This window comes from Micromonospora sp. NPDC007220 (assembly GCF_040634035.1).
Lineage (GTDB): Bacteria > Actinomycetota > Actinomycetes > Mycobacteriales > Micromonosporaceae > Micromonospora > Micromonospora reichwaldensis.
The window spans coordinates 255,184-272,368 of sequence record NZ_JBEYEU010000005.1 but is presented as its reverse complement, the minus strand read 5'-3'; the positions used below and the strand labels follow the sequence as shown (position 1 = coordinate 272,368).

At 76.3% G+C, this 17,185-nt stretch carries 16 protein-coding genes and 1 pseudogene; 8 read left to right on the top strand and 9 right to left on the bottom strand.

Annotated elements, in window-relative coordinates; genetic code table 11:
- Window positions 1–2: 2 nt before the first annotated feature.
- The 8 genes and pseudogenes from ABZ573_RS13690 to ABZ573_RS13655 all read right to left on the bottom strand — a co-directional run bounded on the left by ABZ573_RS13690 (window position 3) and on the right by ABZ573_RS13655 (window position 8,224).
- The gene (locus ABZ573_RS13690) at window positions 3–2,372 is read right to left on the bottom strand and encodes a tetratricopeptide repeat protein (protein WP_358118248.1); all 2,370 of its coding nucleotides are present in this window, start codon (window positions 2,370–2,372) and stop codon (window positions 3–5) included.
- A complete protein-coding gene (locus ABZ573_RS13685; protein ID WP_151453674.1) occupies window positions 2,369–4,132 on the bottom strand; it encodes an ABC transporter permease subunit in 1,764 nt (587 codons plus the stop codon). Before ABZ573_RS13685 ends, ABZ573_RS13690 begins: the two co-directional genes overlap by 4 nt.
- Window positions 4,129–5,427 (bottom strand): extracellular solute-binding protein, encoded by a 1,299-nt coding sequence (locus ABZ573_RS13680; RefSeq protein WP_192581324.1) that lies wholly within the window; start codon window positions 5,425–5,427, stop codon window positions 4,129–4,131. The genes ABZ573_RS13685 and ABZ573_RS13680 overlap by 4 nt, the downstream gene beginning before the upstream one ends.
- Window positions 5,424–6,032 carry an ATP-binding cassette domain-containing protein gene (locus ABZ573_RS13675; RefSeq protein ID WP_327028398.1) on the bottom strand — a complete coding sequence of 203 codons (609 nt, stop codon included), beginning with the start codon at window positions 6,030–6,032 and terminating at the stop codon, window positions 5,424–5,426. Before ABZ573_RS13675 ends, ABZ573_RS13680 begins: the two co-directional genes overlap by 4 nt.
- 113 nt (window positions 6,033–6,145) lie before the next feature.
- Window positions 6,146–6,343: pseudogene (locus ABZ573_RS13670) on the bottom strand (flavin reductase family protein); the annotation flags it as partial.
- Between the two features lie 123 nt (window positions 6,344–6,466).
- Window positions 6,467–6,772: a DUF2470 domain-containing protein gene (locus tag ABZ573_RS13665; RefSeq protein ID WP_132239689.1), complete on the bottom strand. Its 306-nt coding sequence runs from the start codon at window positions 6,770–6,772 to the stop codon at window positions 6,467–6,469.
- Window positions 6,769–7,440, bottom strand: a complete 672-nt coding sequence (locus ABZ573_RS13660) for a biliverdin-producing heme oxygenase (RefSeq protein ID WP_358118245.1) — start codon at window positions 7,438–7,440, stop codon at window positions 6,769–6,771. Before ABZ573_RS13660 ends, ABZ573_RS13665 begins: the two co-directional genes overlap by 4 nt.
- A 121-nt stretch (window positions 7,441–7,561) precedes the next feature.
- On the bottom strand, window positions 7,562–8,224 hold the full coding sequence (locus tag ABZ573_RS13655) for a TetR/AcrR family transcriptional regulator (RefSeq protein ID WP_358118243.1): 663 nt from the start codon (window positions 8,222–8,224) through the stop codon (window positions 7,562–7,564).
- A 110-nt stretch (window positions 8,225–8,334) separates the two neighbouring features.
- Here ABZ573_RS13655 and ABZ573_RS13650 point away from each other — a divergent pair, with 110 nt between their 5' ends.
- From ABZ573_RS13650 to ABZ573_RS13625, 6 genes are all read left to right on the top strand, one after another.
- A complete protein-coding gene (locus ABZ573_RS13650; RefSeq protein WP_358118241.1) occupies window positions 8,335–9,819 on the top strand; it encodes an NAD(P)/FAD-dependent oxidoreductase in 1,485 nt (494 codons plus the stop codon).
- Window positions 9,812–10,738 (top strand): SDR family oxidoreductase, encoded by a 927-nt coding sequence (locus ABZ573_RS13645; protein WP_358118239.1) that lies wholly within the window; start codon window positions 9,812–9,814, stop codon window positions 10,736–10,738. The genes ABZ573_RS13650 and ABZ573_RS13645 overlap by 8 nt, the downstream gene beginning before the upstream one ends.
- The gene (locus ABZ573_RS13640; RefSeq protein ID WP_358118237.1) at window positions 10,735–11,598 is read left to right on the top strand and encodes an alpha/beta fold hydrolase; all 864 of its coding nucleotides are present in this window, start codon (window positions 10,735–10,737) and stop codon (window positions 11,596–11,598) included. Before ABZ573_RS13645 ends, ABZ573_RS13640 begins: the two co-directional genes overlap by 4 nt.
- A 30-nt stretch (window positions 11,599–11,628) precedes the next feature.
- The gene (locus ABZ573_RS13635) at window positions 11,629–12,735 is read left to right on the top strand and encodes a CapA family protein (RefSeq protein ID WP_358118235.1); all 1,107 of its coding nucleotides are present in this window, start codon (window positions 11,629–11,631) and stop codon (window positions 12,733–12,735) included.
- A 67-nt stretch (window positions 12,736–12,802) separates the two neighbouring features.
- Window positions 12,803–13,465, top strand: a complete 663-nt coding sequence (locus ABZ573_RS13630) for a GntR family transcriptional regulator (RefSeq protein ID WP_151453682.1) — start codon at window positions 12,803–12,805, stop codon at window positions 13,463–13,465.
- Window positions 13,462–14,757 (top strand): MFS transporter, encoded by a 1,296-nt coding sequence (locus tag ABZ573_RS13625; RefSeq protein WP_358118233.1) that lies wholly within the window; start codon window positions 13,462–13,464, stop codon window positions 14,755–14,757. Before ABZ573_RS13630 ends, ABZ573_RS13625 begins: the two co-directional genes overlap by 4 nt.
- Before the next feature lie 90 nt (window positions 14,758–14,847).
- Here the strand turns inward: ABZ573_RS13625 and ABZ573_RS13620 are convergent, their stop codons facing one another.
- Window positions 14,848–15,267 carry a hypothetical protein gene (locus ABZ573_RS13620; protein ID WP_358118231.1) on the bottom strand — a complete coding sequence of 140 codons (420 nt, stop codon included), beginning with the start codon at window positions 15,265–15,267 and terminating at the stop codon, window positions 14,848–14,850.
- 185 nt (window positions 15,268–15,452) lie between these two features.
- Between ABZ573_RS13620 and ABZ573_RS13615 the strand changes: the two genes are divergently transcribed.
- Together ABZ573_RS13615 and ABZ573_RS13610 are read left to right on the top strand one after the other, a co-directional pair.
- Window positions 15,453–16,538: an S-(hydroxymethyl)mycothiol dehydrogenase gene (locus ABZ573_RS13615; RefSeq protein WP_151453684.1), complete on the top strand. Its 1,086-nt coding sequence runs from the start codon at window positions 15,453–15,455 to the stop codon at window positions 16,536–16,538.
- Window positions 16,538–17,167 (top strand): MBL fold metallo-hydrolase, encoded by a 630-nt coding sequence (locus ABZ573_RS13610; protein ID WP_358118229.1) that lies wholly within the window; start codon window positions 16,538–16,540, stop codon window positions 17,165–17,167. Before ABZ573_RS13615 ends, ABZ573_RS13610 begins: the two co-directional genes overlap by 1 nt.
- Window positions 17,168–17,185: the final 18 nt, after the last annotated feature.

Sequence of the window (17,185 nt, the reverse complement as noted above, 5' to 3'; positions counted from 1 at the left end):
GCTCAGGCCGGCGCGTCGCTGCCCACCAGGCGGGCGTCGGCCGCCGCCTGACCGTCGGCGTCCCCCGCCTCCTCGCACACGCCCGCCGCGTCCGCCCAGTGCCGCCGGGCCTCGTCGGCGTCGTCGAGGGCCGCCGCCGCGTCGCCCAGGTGCAGCAGGGTCCGCCCCAGGCCGGCCGTCGGCCGCCCGTCGCGCAGCCGCAGGCTCTCGGCCAGCAGCTCGTACGCCTGCCGGGCCTGGGCCGGCGTGGTGGACAACAGCGCGGCACCCGCGTTGAGCAGCGCGGCGGCCCGGTTGGTCGGATCGGCCACGGACTCGTACTCCCGCAGCGCCGCCCGCCACGACTGCGCCGCGTCGAGGTGCTCGCCGAGCCCGGCGTGCACCAGCACCAGATTGGTCAGCGCCGCCGCGTAGCCCCGGGCGTCGCCGAGCGCGCGGAAGGCGTTCGCCGCGCGGACCAGGTGGCGGTGTGCGACCTCCAGCTCCCCCCGGGACAGCCGGGCGGCGCCCAGGCCCAGATCGGTCAGCGCGTGCCCGGCCCGGTCCGCCGCCGAGCGGTGCCGCCGCGACAGCTCCAGGTGCTCCACCGCGTCGTCGAACTGCCCCAGGTCCAGCAGCACCAGGCCCAGGTTCATCCGCGCCTGCGCGGTGCCGCGCCGGCCCCGCTCCGCCACCGCGAGGCTGAGCGCCGTCGCCGCCGCCTGCGGGTCGCCCCGGCGGCGGCGCAGCACCCCCAGTTCGTTGTGCGCCCAGCCGGCGATCTCCGGCCGGTCGTCGGCGGTGGGCGTGGCGAGCACCGTGCGGCACACCTCCGCCCACTCGTCGAGGCGCTCGGCGTGGGCGAGCCAGCCGCACAGCGCCACCGCCAGGCGGAACCACCAGCGGCGGACCCGGCGCGGCAGGGTCTCCGCCGCGCCCGCCGGCACCCTGACCACGGCCAGCAGCAGCTCCTGGTGCAGGTCGAACCAGCCGTACGGGTCGTCGTCCAGCGCCAGCGTCGGCTCCCGGTCCGGCGGCGAGCCGACCACGGCGAGGCTCGCGGCGTGCCGCTCGGCCCGCCGGGCCAGGTGTCGGGTGAGCCGGGCCTGCGCGGCGACCCGCCGCCGCGCCGGCTCCGCGTCGCGCAGGTGCATCCGGGCGTACGGGGCCAGCAGCGGGCGCACCTCGTAGCGGTCCCCGGGCGCGCCGGTGACGAACCCGCCGGCGGCCAGCTCGTGCAGCAGGGCGGCCACCCGGTCCGGGCGGCGGCCGGCCAGCGCCCCGATCGTCGGCCGGTCCAGCGGCACCGGGCTGAGCGACATCAGCCGCCACAACCGCCCTGCCTCGCCGCCCAGCGCGTGGTACGCGGTGTCCCGCGCGGTCACCAGCAGGGTCGCCGGGGAGGCGGCGACGTGCTGGTGCGGGGGCGTGTCGACGGCGCGGCGCAGCGCGTCGAGCACGTCGCTGTGCCGCCACCCGTGCTGCGCCGTACGCCGGCCGAGCTCCGCGACCGTGCGGGGCTGCCGCCCGCAGAGTTCGACGAGGTCGCGTACCGCCGGGTCGGTTCGCGGGTCCGGGCGGTGCGGCCGGGCGACGGGCGCGGCGGCACCGGCGGCGGCGAACAGCTCGACGGCGTCGTCGGCGTCCGGCTCGGCGATCCCGTGCGCCACCACCCCGTCCACCGCGGCCAACGCTCCCGTGCCGGCCAGCAGCAGGCGGCACGTCCGCGCGGTCGGCGGCAGCAGCGGCCGGACCTGGGCCGGGTCGTCCACGTTGTCCAGCACCACGAGGGTCGCCCGGCCGTCGAGCTGGCCGCTCAGCTCGTCGACGGCGTCGGCGAGGTCGTCGGCGCGCCCCGACGCCGGCGGCCGGGTGCCGAGGATCCGGGCCAGCGCGGTCAGCACCTGCCGGGCGTCGTGCCGCCGCCCGCCCCGGCGCAGGTCCAGGTAGTACTGGCCGTCCGGGAAGTCGTCCCGGCACAGGTTGGCGGCCTGGATGGCGCAGGCCGACGTGCCGACGGCCCGCCGGCCGACCACCGCGACCGCGTGCTCCTTCTCCAACAGGTCGATGATCGCGTCGACGTGCCCGGCCCGCCCGGTGAACCCGGCCGGCCACGGCAGGGTGGGCGCGCCGGCGACGGGCGGCGGTTCGGTGTCGTCCGGCGTCGCGGCCTGCTGCCGCTGGCGGCGCCATTCCACGATCATCGCGGCGGCGAGGCCGAGCACGATCACCCCGGCGCTCGCCGAGCCGAGCTGGGCTACGGACAGCTCGGAGAGCAGGTTGCCGGTGACGTTGCCGAGGACCGCGCTGACCGTGCCGCCGACCACGCCGCCGATCGCGAGCAGCAGGCTCAGCCGCCGGGGCCGCCGCGAGCGGCGAGCCGGCCCCGTCACCGCACGCCCCCGGCGACCAGGCCGGCGACGAGCTGGCGGCGGGCCAGCACCACCAGCAGCACCGGCAGGACGGAGGCGATGACCGAGCCGGCGGCGAGCGCCCCGCTGTTGGCCGCGAAGCCCCGGGTCTGGCCGGCGAGGAACAGCCCCAGCGGCAGCGCGCCGGGACCGCTGAACAGCAGACCCACCACCAGGTCGTTCCACACCTGGACGAACTCCAGCACCGCGACCGCCACCACGGCCGGGCGGTTGTGCCGGGCGAGCAGCCGCAGGGTGCCCCACCAGTGCCGCCCGCCCACCCGGGCCGCGCGTACCTGCTCGGCGGGCAGGTCCGCGAACGCGTTGCGCAGCACCAGCACGGCGAACGGCACGCCCAGCGCGACGTGCACCAGCGCCAGGCCACGCGCCGTGCCGGAGGAGAGCACCACGCCGAGCACCTCGTTGACCGGCCCGGCGATGACCTGCACCGGCACGATGCTGGCGGCCATCAGCAGCAGCCCGGTGGCCTGGGCGGGTGGCCCGGTCAGCCAGGCCAGCGGGTACGCGGCGAGCAGCGCGACGCCCAGCACCACGGCGGTGACCACGGTCGCCAGCACCAGCGTGAAGCCCAGCGTGCGCCACAGCTCCGCGCCGGTCAGCAGGTCCCGGTAGGAGTCGAGGCCGGGCGGGCTCCACCACCAGCCCCGGGCCGCCGCGTCCACCGTCCCGTGCAGCGAGGTGGCGAGCAGCACCCCGAGCGGCACCAGCCAGGCGACCGCCGCGCCCGCCACCAGCAGCCGGATCGTCCGGCGTGGCGCGGGCGCCACCGGTTCGGGCGCGACGGGCACCGGGTCCCGGGGCGGCGGCCACGCCTGCCGCACGAACAGCGCGGCTACCAGCATGCCGGCGGCCACCGCCACCAGCCACACCACGCCGAGCGCGGCGCCCTCGCCGGTGGTGGCGCCGTTGGAGGTCTGCCAGACCCGCAGGGCGAGCACCGACGCCTCGTCGCGCACCGAGCCGGGCGTCATCACCAGGATCAGGTCGAACGTCCGGGCGGTGCCGAGCGCCGCCAGGGTGAACACCACCGCCACGGTGCGCAGCAGCAGTGGCCGCCACTGCGCGTCCCAGAGCACGTCGCGGCGGTTGCCGCCGTAGGCGCGCACCGCGTCGGCGAGGCTGGGCGGCACCGCGTCGAGGGCGGCCCGGAACACCAGCACGGCCAGCCCGACCCACGCCCACACGAACGCCGACATCAGTGCCACCGTGACCAGGCGGGGGCCGAGCAGTTGCGGGGCGTCGGCCGCCGACCGGCCGGTCAGCGTCGCCGCGACCAGCGTGGCCAGCCCGCGTTCCGGGTCCGGGTCGTACATCAGCCGGAAGGTGACCCCGGTGACCACCAGCGGCAGCGCGGTGGGCACCACCAGGATGAGGCGGACCAGCCCGCCCTCCTGCGAGCGGCGCGAGGCGGCGGCGAGCAGGTAGCCCAGGACGGTGACCACCGCCGGCACCAGCAGCGCCCAGAGCAGCGTGCGTCCCACCACGGCGCCGGTGCCGGGCGCGGCCAGCGCGGTGCGGAAGTGCTCCGCGCCCACCCACCGGCCGTCGGTGGTGACGCTGGCGTGCAGCGTACGCAGCACCGGCCACGCCACCAGCCCGCCGAGCAGCAGCAGGGCGGGCAGCAGCAGCGCCGAGGTGGCCCCCGCCGCCGGGTAGGCCCGCCCGCGCCGGGGCGGCCCGACGTCGTCGAGGACCGCCAGCTCGCCCAGGACCCGGCTCATCGGCCGCCGCCCGCCGACCGGGCCGCCGCCGCCAGTTGCCCGACGGCCCGCCGGGTCGCCCTGCCGGCGGGGACCCCGTCGGTGACGTCGGCGAAGAAGTCCTGCATGATCCGCCAGATGCCCACCCCGTCGGAGCCGGTGAACGGGCCCGGCAGCCGGTCGGACAGGTCGAAGCGCACCGCCTCGGCCGTGCGTAGCTCGGCGGCGAGGCGGCGGCGGACGGGATCGCGGTAGTCGCCCAGCGGCACGGACACGTTGGGGGAGAGGTAGCCGCCGGCGCGCAGCCACGGCTGGAAGGCGGAGCCGCCGCTGAGCCAGCGCACCAGCTCCGCCCCACGGGCCGAACCGGCGAACGCCACGGCGGCGTCACCGCCGACGATCAGCGGGCCGTCGGCCACCCGGGCGCCCGGGAAGCGGAAGGTCTCCGGCTGCTCCGGGCCCCGGCGGAACCGGCGGCTGACGTCGTCGACGAAGTCGGCCTCGAAGAGCATCGTGGCCCGCCGGTGGTGCACCACCTGGATCACCGACTCCTCGTACTGGGTGAGCAGGGCCCGGCGACCGCCGCCGGGGAACGCGCCGTCGACGCCCCACAGCTCGGCGAGCCGGTCCAGCGCCGTGTGCACCGACGGGCTCCGCCAGTCGGCCTCGCCGCGCGCCAGCGCCTCGTAGTGGCCGGGCGGGGCCACGTCGGCGAGCACGTTCTCGAACCAGTCGGTGAGCACCCACCCGTCGGCCGCGCCGACGGCCAGCGGCGCCGGGCCGTCGCCCGAGCGGGCCCGCGCGCCGAGCCGCCGGGTGAGCGTCACGAGCTGGTCCCAGGTGCGCGGCGGCGCGGGGAGCATCGACGGGAAGTACCAGAACAGCGACTTGTGGGCCGCCTTGACCCAGACGCCGTAGCGGCGCCCGTCGGCGGAGAGCAGGTCGGCCATGCCGGGCGGGAGGGCGTAGCTGGTGGCGGGGGTCAGCTCGCGCAGCCAGCCGCGCCGGGCGTACTCGACGACCAGCCCGGACCGGGGCAGGATCGCCACGTCGGGGCTGGTGCCGGCCAGTTGGCGGGCGCGCAGGAACGCGTCGATGTCGTTGCCGGCGCTGATCACCTGCACGTCGGCGCCGTAGTTGCCCACGACCTCGCGGAAACGGGCCAGCTCGCCGCCGCTCCACACGACCGCGACCTGGACCGCCGGCGGCGTGGCGGCACAGCCCGCGCCGGCCGTCGCGGTGAGCGCGGCGGTGGCCCGCAGCAGGGTGCGGCGGCTCAGCCGCGCCGCCGGCGCGGCCCGGCCCACCGGCGTCACCCGCCCACCTCGGCGACGACCGGCACGTCGGCCAGCGAGCCCGGGTCGGCCGTGCACACCAGCACCGCCACCCCCGGGGTGTTCGTCGGGGAGAGCCTGCCGACCAGGTCGGTCAGCCGCCCACCGCCGGCCGGTCCGGTCGGCAGGTCGATCACCAGCACCTCGGGCAGGCAGGCCACCGCCCGGGCGAGCGCCACCCGGAACCGCTGCGCCTCCGACAGCAGGTGCGGTCGCAGCTCCAGCGTCGGAGCCAGCTCCAGCCGGTCGACCACCGTCGCCGTCCACGCGTCGGCCATGTCCCGCACCCGTTCCCGTCGGCGCTGGCCGTAGGCGATGTTGCGGCGCACGCTCAGGTGGGGCAGCAGCGCGCCGCCGGCCGGCACGTAGGCGATGCGGCGCTGCGGCGGTGCCAGGGTGGTCACCTCCCGGTTGCCGACCAGGACCCGGCCGGCGACCGGCGGGGCCAGCCCGCTCACCACCCGGGCGACGGCGGTGCCGATCGGCGGGGCGGCGGCCAGGGCGGCCGTGGCACCGGCGGCGACGTCGAGGGTCACCGCGGCGGCGCCGGGCACGGCGACGAGCTCGCACAGTCGTAACGTGGCCATCACCTCCGGTGACCCGGGCAGTCGATCCCAGGGTCGCACAATCCGGCGACGACCGGCGCCCCGCCACCGTCCCCTGTGGAGTGCCGCGTGGGACCGGCCGCGCCGCCCACCGGTCAGCGCGACGCCGCGCCGAGCCGGTGGGGCATCTGCCAGCCCTCCGCGAGTCGGGACGGGTGCACGTGGTGCCCGCCGCCGAAGAACTCGCAGAACTTCATGATCAACGGATCTCAGCGCAGCGGGTCGACGTGGCTCGTCCCGGGGATGACGAGGTCCTGCTCGACGTACGCGCGCAGCACCTCGACCTGGAAGGCGCGTGCATCCGTCCACCTTCCACCGAGTGCGCGACCGTGCGTCGCGCCACCGGAGCCGACTATCCGGGAGCCGGCCGGCCGGCGCTGGCGGCGATCGGACGTGGCGTTGCGACCGCCGGTCGGTCAGCCGGCCGGGCGCGGTGGGAGGCCGGACCGCTGGCACGCCTCCCGGTACATCCGCACCACCTCCTGCCGGATCTGGGCGCGTTCGCTCAGCCGGTGGGCGAACGGCACCCGCACCGGGACCTCGATGTCGTCCACGGTCACGGCGAACTCCATCCCCTCGGCGTCCAGGCCGGTGGCCCGGGCCCGGGTGGCCGCCGGCTGCCCGCCGAGCGTGCGGCAGATGAGCAGCGAGTCCCCGGCGTGGTCGTCGTTCATGTGCCGGCAGACGGCGGCGACCACGTCGGCGCCGAACGGGGCGGTCACGCGGCCACCTCCACGTCCGTGGCCGGCACGAGGTGGGACAGGGCGGCGAGGACCTCGGTGTTGTGCCGGTACGCCACGAGCACCTCGGCCCGCAGCGCGGCCCGACCCACCTCGTCGAGCGGGAGGGCGTCCAGCCTTGCCCGGTAGGCGTCCTTGTACGCCTTCGGGCTGGGGATCTGGTCGAACCGGTAGAACGCCGCCCCGGCGTCCCCGGTCAGCCCGTAGTGCCGGGCGAGGGACCGTCCGATGTGCAGTCCGCCGGAGAGGTCGCCGAGGTAGCGGGTGTAGTGGTGGGCGACGAACCGCTCCGGTGAGCTGGCGCAGACCGCGCCGAGGCGCCCGGCGTAGGCGACCGTCGCCGGGGTCGGGTCGATCCATCGGCGCCAGTCGGGCCCGAGCAGGAACTCCAGGTCCGCGGCGAGGGCGGGCAGCCGGGTCAGCGCGTCGTCGACGAAGGGGCCGGCGAGCGGGTCGTGGCGCATCGCCTCGGCGGCGCCCTCCAGCGCCTCGTAGATCACGTGGTGCTGCCCCACCAGCGCGGCGTAGCCGGCGCGGTCCAGCTCGCCGGCCACCAGGGCGGAGACGTACCGCTGGGACTCCGCGCCCTGGTGGGCCTCGGCGCTGGCGGCCCGCAACTCGGCGGAGAACGGGGTGCTGGTCGGGCGCAAGTCTCCTCCAGGGGGACGAAAGGCCGGGCGGGTCGCCGACGGGAGAGATCAACGGTAACCGGGCACGTGGGTGGGGGCACGACCTCGAGGTCGTGCCGGCACACCCCGCCGTCCGGCGTGGTCAGGCCGGCGGGGGAGCGGTGCCGCGGTAGATCGCGGCCAGCCACACGTCGCGCAGCACCTCGACCACGTCGCGCTCGGCCACCGCCGGCCCGTCGCCGGCGAAGGTGGCGTACCAGACGCGCTCGTTCATCGAGTTGAGCGCGATGGCGAGGTCACGGGCCGGCACGCCGTCGGGGGCGGCCCCGCGCCGCCGTTCGGCCACGATCGCGGTCTCGATCGCGTGCACCCAGCGCTCCAGCACCCTCGCCCAGAGCCGGCGCACCTCGGCGTTGGTGCCGCGCACCTGGGCGCAGGCCAGCACCACCGCGCGGTGCGCGCCGAACGTCTCGTGGAACCGGTCGATCAGCTCCCGCCAGCGCGCCGGCGGGTCCTCGGCCAGCCGCTCCAACACGTTCCCGGCGGCGGCGTCGGCCTCCTCGATGACCCGGTCCAGCAGCGTCAGCAGCACCGCGTCCTTGGACGGGAAGTAGAAGTAGAAGGTGGGCCGGGAGATGCCCGCCCCGCGCGCCAGGTCGTCGATCGAGATGTCGGCGAAGGCCCGCTGCCCCAGCAGCCGCTCGGCGGTCGCCAGGATGGCCAGCTCCCGCTCGTCACCGACGGAGCGCGCCGCGCGCCGTCCGCGCCCGGTCGCGCTGCCGGTGGCCGTACGGGCGGGTGTCATGCCCGGGGACTCTACACCGGATCAACACCGTGTCGATCCGACTCGACAGGGTGTTGACGAGCCTCGACAGCCGTGGCTAGTGTCCGGTCACACCCGCGGACGGAGACGAGATGGCCACCGAACACGTCGACGTGCTCATCGTCGGCGCCGGCCTGTCCGGCGTGGGTGCCGCCTGCCACCTGCGCCGCAACTGCCCGGAGAAGACGTACGCGGTGCTGGAGTCCCGCGACGCGATCGGCGGCACCTGGGACCTGTTCCGTTATCCCGGCGTTCGGTCGGACTCCGACATGTTCACCCTCGGCTACTCCTTCAAGCCGTGGACCGACCCGAAGGCCATCGCCGAGGGCGACTCGATCCGCGACTACGTCCGCCGCACCGCCGACGAGTACGGCGTCACCGACCACATCCGCTTCCGGCACCGGGTGCTGCGGGCCGACTGGGACAGCGCGAGCGCCCGCTGGACGGTGCACGCCCAGCGCGACGACACCGGCGAGACGGTCGCGCTGACCTGTTCCTTCCTGTTCACCTGCGCCGGCTACTACCGCTACGACGCCGGGTACGCCCCGAGGTTCCCCGGCACCGAGCGGTTCGCGGGGCGGATCGTGCACCCGCAGCACTGGCCCGCCGACCTCGACCACACCGGCAAGCGGGTGGTGGTGATCGGCAGCGGCGCCACCGCAGTGACCCTGGTGCCCGCGATGGCCGAGCGGGCCGCCCACGTCACCATGCTCCAGCGCTCACCCACGTACGTCCTGGCGCTGCCGTCGCGCGACGTGCTGGCCGACGCGCTGCGGCGCTGGCTGCCGGCGAAGGCCGCGTATCCGGTGGTGCGCTGGAAGAACGTCCTGCTCTCCACCGCCAACTTCCAGCTCAGCCGGCGCGCCCCCGCGTTGGTCCGGCGGCTGCTGCTGCGCGCCGCCCGGGGCCGGCTGCCGGCCGGCTACGACGTCGACCGGCACTTCTCGCCCCGCTACGACCCCTGGGACCAGCGGCTGTGCGTGGTGCCCGACGGCGACCTGTTCACCGCGGTGGCGCGGGGGAGGGCGTCGGTGGTCACCGACACCGTCGACACCTTCACCGAGCGGGGCGTCCGGCTCGGCTCCGGCGAGGAGCTGGCCGCGGACGTCGTCGTCACCGCCACCGGGCTCAACCTGCTCGCCCTCGGCGGCATGACGCTGACCGTGGACGGCGCCGAGGTGGAGCTGCCCGACACCGTCGCCTACAAGGGGATGATGCTCTCCGGGGTGCCGAACTTCGCGATGACCCTCGGCTACACCAACGCCTCGTGGACGCTGAAGGCCGACCTGGTGGCCACCTACGTCTGCCGGCTGCTGCGGCACCTGGACCGCACCGGCCAGCAGGTCGTCACCCCGCTGCCGCCGCCCGACGGCGAGCTGGAGCCGATCATCGATTTGACGGCTGGCTACGTGCTGCGCAGCGTCGACGCCCTGCCCAAGCAGGGCGCCCGGGCACCGTGGCGGCTGCACCAGAACTATCCCCGGGACGTCCTGCTGATGCGGCACGGCCGGCTCACCGACCCCGGCGTGCGGTTCTCCCGCGCCGTCCCACCGGAACGGAGGACCGCCCGTGCGTAGGTTCGTCTTCATCGGCGGCACGGCTGTGGTGACCGGCGCCGCCAGCGGGATCGGCGAGGCCCTCGTGCACGGGCTGGCCCGCCGGGGCAGCGACCTGGTGCTGGTCGACCGCGACGCCGGGCGCCTCGACGCCGTCGTCGCGGCGGTCCGCGCCGCGCACCCCGACCGGCAGCTCACCGCCTACGTGGTCGACCTGGCCGACGCCGCCGCCACCGCGCGGGTGGCCGAGGAGATTAGGCGGCGGCACCCGGCGCTCCGGCTGCTGGTCAACAACGCGGGGGTGGCGCTGGGCGGCCGGTTCGACCAGGTGAGCCTGGACGAGTTCAGCTGGGTCGTCGACGTCAACTTCCGGGCCGTGGCGCAGCTGACCCACGCGCTGCTGCCCACCCTGCGGGTCGAGCCGGGCGCGCACCTGGTCAACGTCTCCAGCCTCTTCGGGATCATCGCCCCGGCCGGGCAGACCGCCTACGCGGCCAGCAAGTTCGCCGTCCGCGGCTTCACCGAGGCGCTGCGCCAGGAGCTGGCCGGCGAGGGGATCGGGGTGACCTGCGTGCATCCGGGGGGCATCCGCACCCGGATCGCGCAGAACGCCCGCGTGGGCGCCGGCGTGCCCGCCGAGGAGTTCGAGACCGGCCGCCGGCAGTTCGAGAAGCTGCTGACCATCGACCCCGCGAGGGCCGCCGAGGTGATCCTGCGCGGCGTGCACCGCCGCCGGGGCCGGGTGCTGATCGGCTGGTCGGCGAAGCTGCCCGACCTGCTGGCCCGGGTGGCGCCCGTGTCGTACCAGCGGGTCGTGGCCTTCGCGCTCGACCGCGTCGCGGGCGACGCCACCCGCCGGCTCACCACCGGATCGCCCGCCCCGGCGCAGCGGCAGCCCGAGGCGCCCCCGGCGGCCGACCCGGCCGGAGGACCGGCGTGAGCGCCCCGGCCGGACGCCGGCACGTGAGCGTGGACGGCCGGCGGGTGTGCCACCGCGTCGACGGCGAGGGGCCGCCGGTGCTGCTGCTGCACGGCATCGGCCGCACCCTGCGCGACTTCACCGAGCTGCACGAGCTGCTCGCCGGGCGGTTCCGGGTGCACAGCGTCGACCTGCCCGGCTACGGCGGTTCGCTGCCGATGGCCCGCCCCTGCACCCTGCCGGCGCTGGGCGAGTTCGCCGCTCACTACCTCGACGCCGTCGGCGTCGAGGAGCCGGCGCACGTGGTCGGCAACTCCCTCGGCGGCGCGGTCGCCATGCGCCTCGCGGCGTCCGAGCCGGCCCGGGTGGCCAGCCTGACGCTGGTCAACAGCGCCGGCTTCGGCCGGGAGGTGACCATCGCGCTGCGGCTGCTGGCGCTGCGCCCGCTGGGCCGGCTGCTGCTGCGGCCCACCCGCTGGGCCGCCCGCCGCGCCGAGCTGTCGCTCTTCCACGACCCGGCCCTCGCCACCGCCGAACGCGTCGCCCACGCCCTGGCGGTCGCCCGCCAGCCGTACGCCGCCCGGGTGATGCTGGAGACCGCGCGCAGCCTCGGCACCTTCCGGGGCGTCAGCCCGCAGTGGCGCGAGGAGCTGCTGGCCGAGGTGGAACGGCTCGACGTGCCCACCCTGGTCGTCTGGGGCGACCGGGACCTGATCCTGCCGGCGGCGCACCTCGACGCCGCCCGGTCCCGGCTGCCGCGCGCCCGCACCCACCTGTTCGCCGACTGCGGGCACATGCCGCAGATCGAGTGCGCCGAGGAGTTCCACCGCCTGCTCGTCGACTTCTGGGCCGAGGCCGGCGCGGACGCCGCCGGCAGGTGAGCCGGCGGCGCGACGGGGAAAGCGGGCCGGGTGCCCGAGCTGACCCTCTTCCTCGGCGGCGACGTGATGACCGGCCGGGGCGTGGACGCGATCCTGCCCGCGCCGGGTTCGCCCGAGCTGCGCGAACCGGCGGTACGCGACGCCCGCGACTACGTCGACCTCGCCCTGGACGCCAACGGGCCGGTCCCGCGCCCGGCGCCGCCGACCTGGCCGTGGGGCGAGGCGCTGCACCTGCTCGACGAGCTGCGGCCCGACGCCCGCGTGGTCAACCTGGAGACCGCGGTGACCGGCCGGGGCGAGCACGCACCGGCCAAGGCGATCCACTACCGGATGCACCCGGGAAACCTGTCCTGCCTCGCCGCGGCCCGGCTCGACGTCTGCGCCCTGGCCAACAACCACAGCCTCGACTTCGGCCCGGTCGGGCTCACCGACACCCTCGACGCGCTGGCCGACGCCGGCATCGCCACCGCCGGCGCCGGCCGGGACGCGGCGTCGGCCTGGCGGCCCGCCCGGGTGCCGCTCGGCCGGGGCGGCCGGCTGCTCGTCTGGTCGGTGGCCGTACCGTCCAGCGGGGTGCCCCCGCCCTGGGCGGCCACCGCCGGGTCGCCCGGGGTGGCGTACCTGCCGGAGGTCTCGGTCGCCTCGGCGGACGCGTTGGCCGGATGGATCGCCGCCGTGGCCGGGCCGGGGGACCGGGTGCTGGTCTCCGTGCACTGGGGCACCAACTGGGGGTACGAGGTGCCGCCCGCGCACGTCGACTTCGCCCACCGGCTGGTGGACGCCGGCGTGGACGTGGTGCACGGCCACTCGTCGCACCATCCCCGCCCCGTCGAGGTGTACCGCGACCGGCTCATCCTCTACGGCTGCGGCGACCTCGTCGACGACTACGAGGGCATCGGCGGGCGGGAGGCGTACCGCCCGGAGCTGCGGCTGCTCTGGCTGCCGACCCTCGACGCGGACACCGGGGCGCTGCGGCGCCTGCGGGCGGCCCCGGTACGGATGCGCCGGATGCGGCTGGAGCGGGCCGCGCCCGACGAGGCCGGCTGGCTGGCGGGGCTGCTCGGCGGCTTCGGCCCACCGTTCGCGCGCGGGTTCGCCGTCGACGGCGACGGGCTGCTGACGCTCGATCCCCGCTGACGGTGGCCCGCGCCACCCCCGGCGGGGGCGCGGGGCGCGGCGAGGAGGCGGAGCCCACCATAGATACATGACGCATCCCACCCCGTCGGGCCGGACGGCCGCGCCCTCGGCCGCCGAACGCGCCTACCGGCACCTCAAGCGCGAGATCCTGGAGCAGATCCACCCGGGCGGGTCGCTGGTCAGCGAGGGGGAGATCGCCGAGGCCACCGGGGTCTCCCGCACCCCGGTCCGGGAGGCGCTGCTCCGCCTGGAGGCGGAGGGACTGGTCCGCCTCTACCCCAAGCGGGGCGCCCTGATCCGCCCCGTCTCCGCCCGCGAGATCACCGACGTGATCGAGGCGCGGCGGCTGGTCGAGCTGCACGCCGCCGAGCGGGTCTGGCCCCGGCGCGCGGCGCTGCGGGGCGACCTCGCCGCCCGGCTGGCCGAGATGCGGGACGCGCACGCCGCCGGTGACCTGGCCGCGCTGATGCAGGCCGACCGGGCGTTCCACGCCACCGTCGTGGACGCCGCCGGCAACGAGATCCTCGCCGAGCTGTACCAGCGGCTGCGCGACCGGCAGCTGCGGATGGGGGAGGCCAGCTTCCGGCTCTCGCCCGGCTGGGCCGAGACGGCGCTCACCGAGCACGCCGACCAGCTCGCCGCACTCGACTCCGACGACCCCGGGCGCTGGCTCGCCGCCGTCGCCGCGCACATCGACAACGCCGCGGCCGTGCTGCGGTCCCTGCGGTGAGGGTGCTGCCCGCGCCGCTCGCCCCGCTCCGCTCGGCGGGCGGCCTCGTCTGGGGCGTGGCCGTGTCCGCGTACGTGGCCGCCGTGTTCCACCGCAGCTCGCTCGGCGTCACCGGCGTCGACGCGGCACACCGCTTCGAGGTCAACGCCTCGGCGCTGGCCACCTTCTCCGTCGCCCAGCTCGCCGTGTACGCGGCGATGCAGGTGCCGGTCGGCGTGCTGCTCGACCGGTTCGGGTCCCGCCGGCTGCTCATCGCCGGCGGCGCGCTGATGGTCGCCGGCCAGCTCTGCTTCGCCCTGGCCACCGACGTGCCCCTGGCGATCGCCGCCCGCGTGCTGATCGGCCTCGGCGACGCCATGACGTTCATCAGCGTGCTGCGCATCGTGGCGCTGTGGTTCCCGGGGCGGCGCTACGCGATGATGACCCAGCTCACCGGCACGCTCGGCCAGCTCGGGGCGATCCTCGGCGCCGTACCGCTGGTGGCCCTGCTGCACTCGGCGGGCTGGACCCCCGCCTTCCTCACCGCCGGGGCGGTCGGGGCGACCGTGCTGCTGATGGTCGTCGTCGCCGTCCGGGACACCCCGGGCGGGCCGGTCCCGGCCGGCGCGGCGCCCACCCTCACCGACGTCCGCCGGGAACTCGCCGCCGCGTGGGCCCAGCCGGGCACCCGGCTGGGGCTCTGGACGCACTTCGTCACCCAGTTCTCCGGCGCCGTGTTCGCCCTGCTCTGGGGGTACCCGTTCCTGGTGCAGGGGCAGGGGCTCAGCCCGACCAGGGCGGCGTCGCTGCTCACCCTGATGACTGCCGCCATGCTGCTGACCGGGCCGGTGGTGGCGCACCTCTGCGCCCGGCACCCGTTCCACCGTTCGGTGCTGGTCTTCGCGATCACCGGCGCCACCGCCGTGGTCTGGGCCGTCGTGCTCGCCTGGCCGGGACGCGCGCCGGGCTGGCTGCTGGTCACGCTGGTGCTGGTGCTCGCGGTCAACGGCCCGGCCTCCCTCATCGGCTTCGACTACGCGCGCAGCTTCAACCCGGTCAACCGGATCGGCAGCGCCACCGGGGTCGTCAACGTCGGCGGCTTCGTCGCCTCGATCGTGCTGGTGCTGGCCGTCGGCGTGGTGCTCGACCTGGCCACCCCGGCCGGTCGGGCCACCCCGGACCTGACCGCCTTCCGGTGGGCCTTCGCCGTGCAGTACGTCCTCTGGGCGCTCGGCGCGGTCCAGGTGCTGCGCTACCGCAACGCGGCCCGCCGCGAGCTCGCCGCGCGGACACCCGCCGCGACGCCGACCTGACCCGCCGCACCGGCCGTGTCACGCCCACCGCCCTCCCGGGGCGCGGCGCGATGCGGCGCGGGCGTGGTCCCGCGCCGCCGGCGCAAGACCTCAGTGCCGTCGGCGGCCGTGGGTGAGGTCGTCCAGCACCAGGGTCAGGCCGGCCCCGAGCAGCCAGACGTCCTTGGCCAGGCCGATGCCCTGCTGGGTGGGCCGCAGGCTGCCCGCCTCGCGCATCCCCGGCGTCCGCAGGTAGAGCTGCACCAGGCCCGCGCCGAACGCCGCCAGCCCCAGACCGGCCAGCGCCGACGGTACGAACGGCGCGAGCAGCGCGGCGCCCAGGGCGATCTCGGCCCGGGAGAGCAGCCGGGCGAACCGGTCCGGATCGAGCTTGCCGAGCTGCGGGACGGCGCCCACGGCCATCCCGTGCATGCCCTGCGCGGCCTCCCCCTCCAGCGACCGCTTGCCCATCCCCGAGTTGAGGACGAACGCGCCGATGCTGACCCGCAGCGGCAGATGGCTGATCCTCATGGCGCACTCCCGTCCGAGCGTCGAACCGTGCCCCCGCCTACCCCTCGCCGCCCGCGATAACCGCCCGACGGCCCCGGTCGTCCGCGACGATCGGGAGTAGGTTCGGCCCGAGGAACGTGATCGGGTGCCGCGTCAGGGCACCGACGGACGGCGGCGCGACGCGTCGGCGTGGAGCAGGAGGAAGCGTGAGCCAGGAGGTCAGGGGAGTCATCTCCCGCAGCAAGGGCGCGCCGGTCGAGGTGACCACGATCGTGCTGCCCGACCCGGGGCCGGGCGAGGCGATCGTACGGATCCAGTCCTGCGGGGTCTGCCACACCGACCTGCACTACCGGGAGGGTGGCATCAACGACGACTACCCGTTCCTGCTCGGCCACGAGGCCGCCGGCGTCGTCGAGCAGGTCGGGCCGGGCGTCGACGGCGTCGCGCCGGGCGACTTCGTGGTGCTCAACTGGCGGGCCGTCTGCGGCGTGTGCCGCGCCTGCCGCCGGGGCCGCCCGTGGTACTGCTTCGCCACCCACAACGCGGCGCAGAAGATGACCCTCACCGACGGCACCGAGCTCACGCCCGCGCTGGGCATCGGCGCCTTCGCGGAGAAGACCCTGGTCCACGCCGGGCAGTGCACCAAGGTCGACCCGGCGGCCCGACCCGCCGCCGTCGGACTGCTCGGCTGCGGCGTGATGGCCGGTCTCGGTGCCGCCATGAACACCGGCGGGGTCACCCGGGGCGACTCGGTGGCCGTGATCGGCTGCGGCGGCGTCGGCGACGCGGCGGTCGCCGGTGCGGTGCTGGCCGGCGCGACGACGATCGTCGCGGTGGACACCGACCCCCGCAAGCTCGACTGGGCCCGCAAGTTCGGGGCCACGCACACCGTCAACGCCCGCGACGACGACCCGGTCGAGGCGATCCGCGCCGCCACCGGCGGCTTCGGCGCCGACGTGGTGATCGACGCGGTCGGCCGCCCCGAGACCTGGAAGCAGGCCTTCTACGCCCGCGACCTGGCCGGCACCGTCGTACTGGTCGGCGTGCCGACCCCGGAGATGACCGTCGACCTGCCGCTGCTCGACGTCTTCGGCCGCGGCGGCGCGCTCAAGTCGAGCTGGTACGGCGACTGCCTGCCCAGCCGCGACTTCCCCATGCTCACCGAGCTCTACCTGCAGGGCCGGCTCGACCTGGACGCCTTCGTCACCGAGGAGATCGCCCTGGACCAGGTCGAGGAGGCGTTCGCCCGGATGCACCGGGGCGACGTGCTGCGCTCGGTGGTGGTCCTCTGATGGCGGCCCGCGTCGACCACGCCGTCACCTCCGGAACGTTCTCCCTCGACGGCCAGACCTTCGACGTGGACAACAACGTGTGGGTGGTCGGCGACGACGCCGAGTGCGTCGTCGTCGACGCCCCGCACGACGTCGACGCGATCCTGGCCGCCGTCGGCGACCGACGGGTCCGGGCGATCCTCGCCACCCACGCGCACGACGACCACGTCCGGGTGGCCCCGGCGCTGGCCCGGGCCACCGGCGCTCCGGTGCTGCTGCACCCCGCCGACCGGGTGCTGTGGGACATGGTGCACCCCGACGAGGCGCCGGGCGGGGAGCTGCGCGACGGGCAGACCGTCGAGGTGGCCGGGACCGCGCTGACCGTGCTGCACACGCCCGGCCACAGCCCCGGCGCGTGCAGCTTCCACGCGCGGCAGCTCGGCGTCGTGTTCACCGGCGATACGCTCTTCGCCGGCGGGCCGGGGGCGACGGGACGCTCGTACAGCGACTTCGGCACGATCGTCGCCTCGATCCGGGACCGGCTGCTCACCCTCCCGCCGGAGACGGTCGTGCACACCGGGCACGGGGAGAGCACCACCGTCGGCGCGGAGGCTCCCCACCTCGACGAGTGGCTGGCCCGCGGGCACTGACCTCCGCCCAGCCACCAG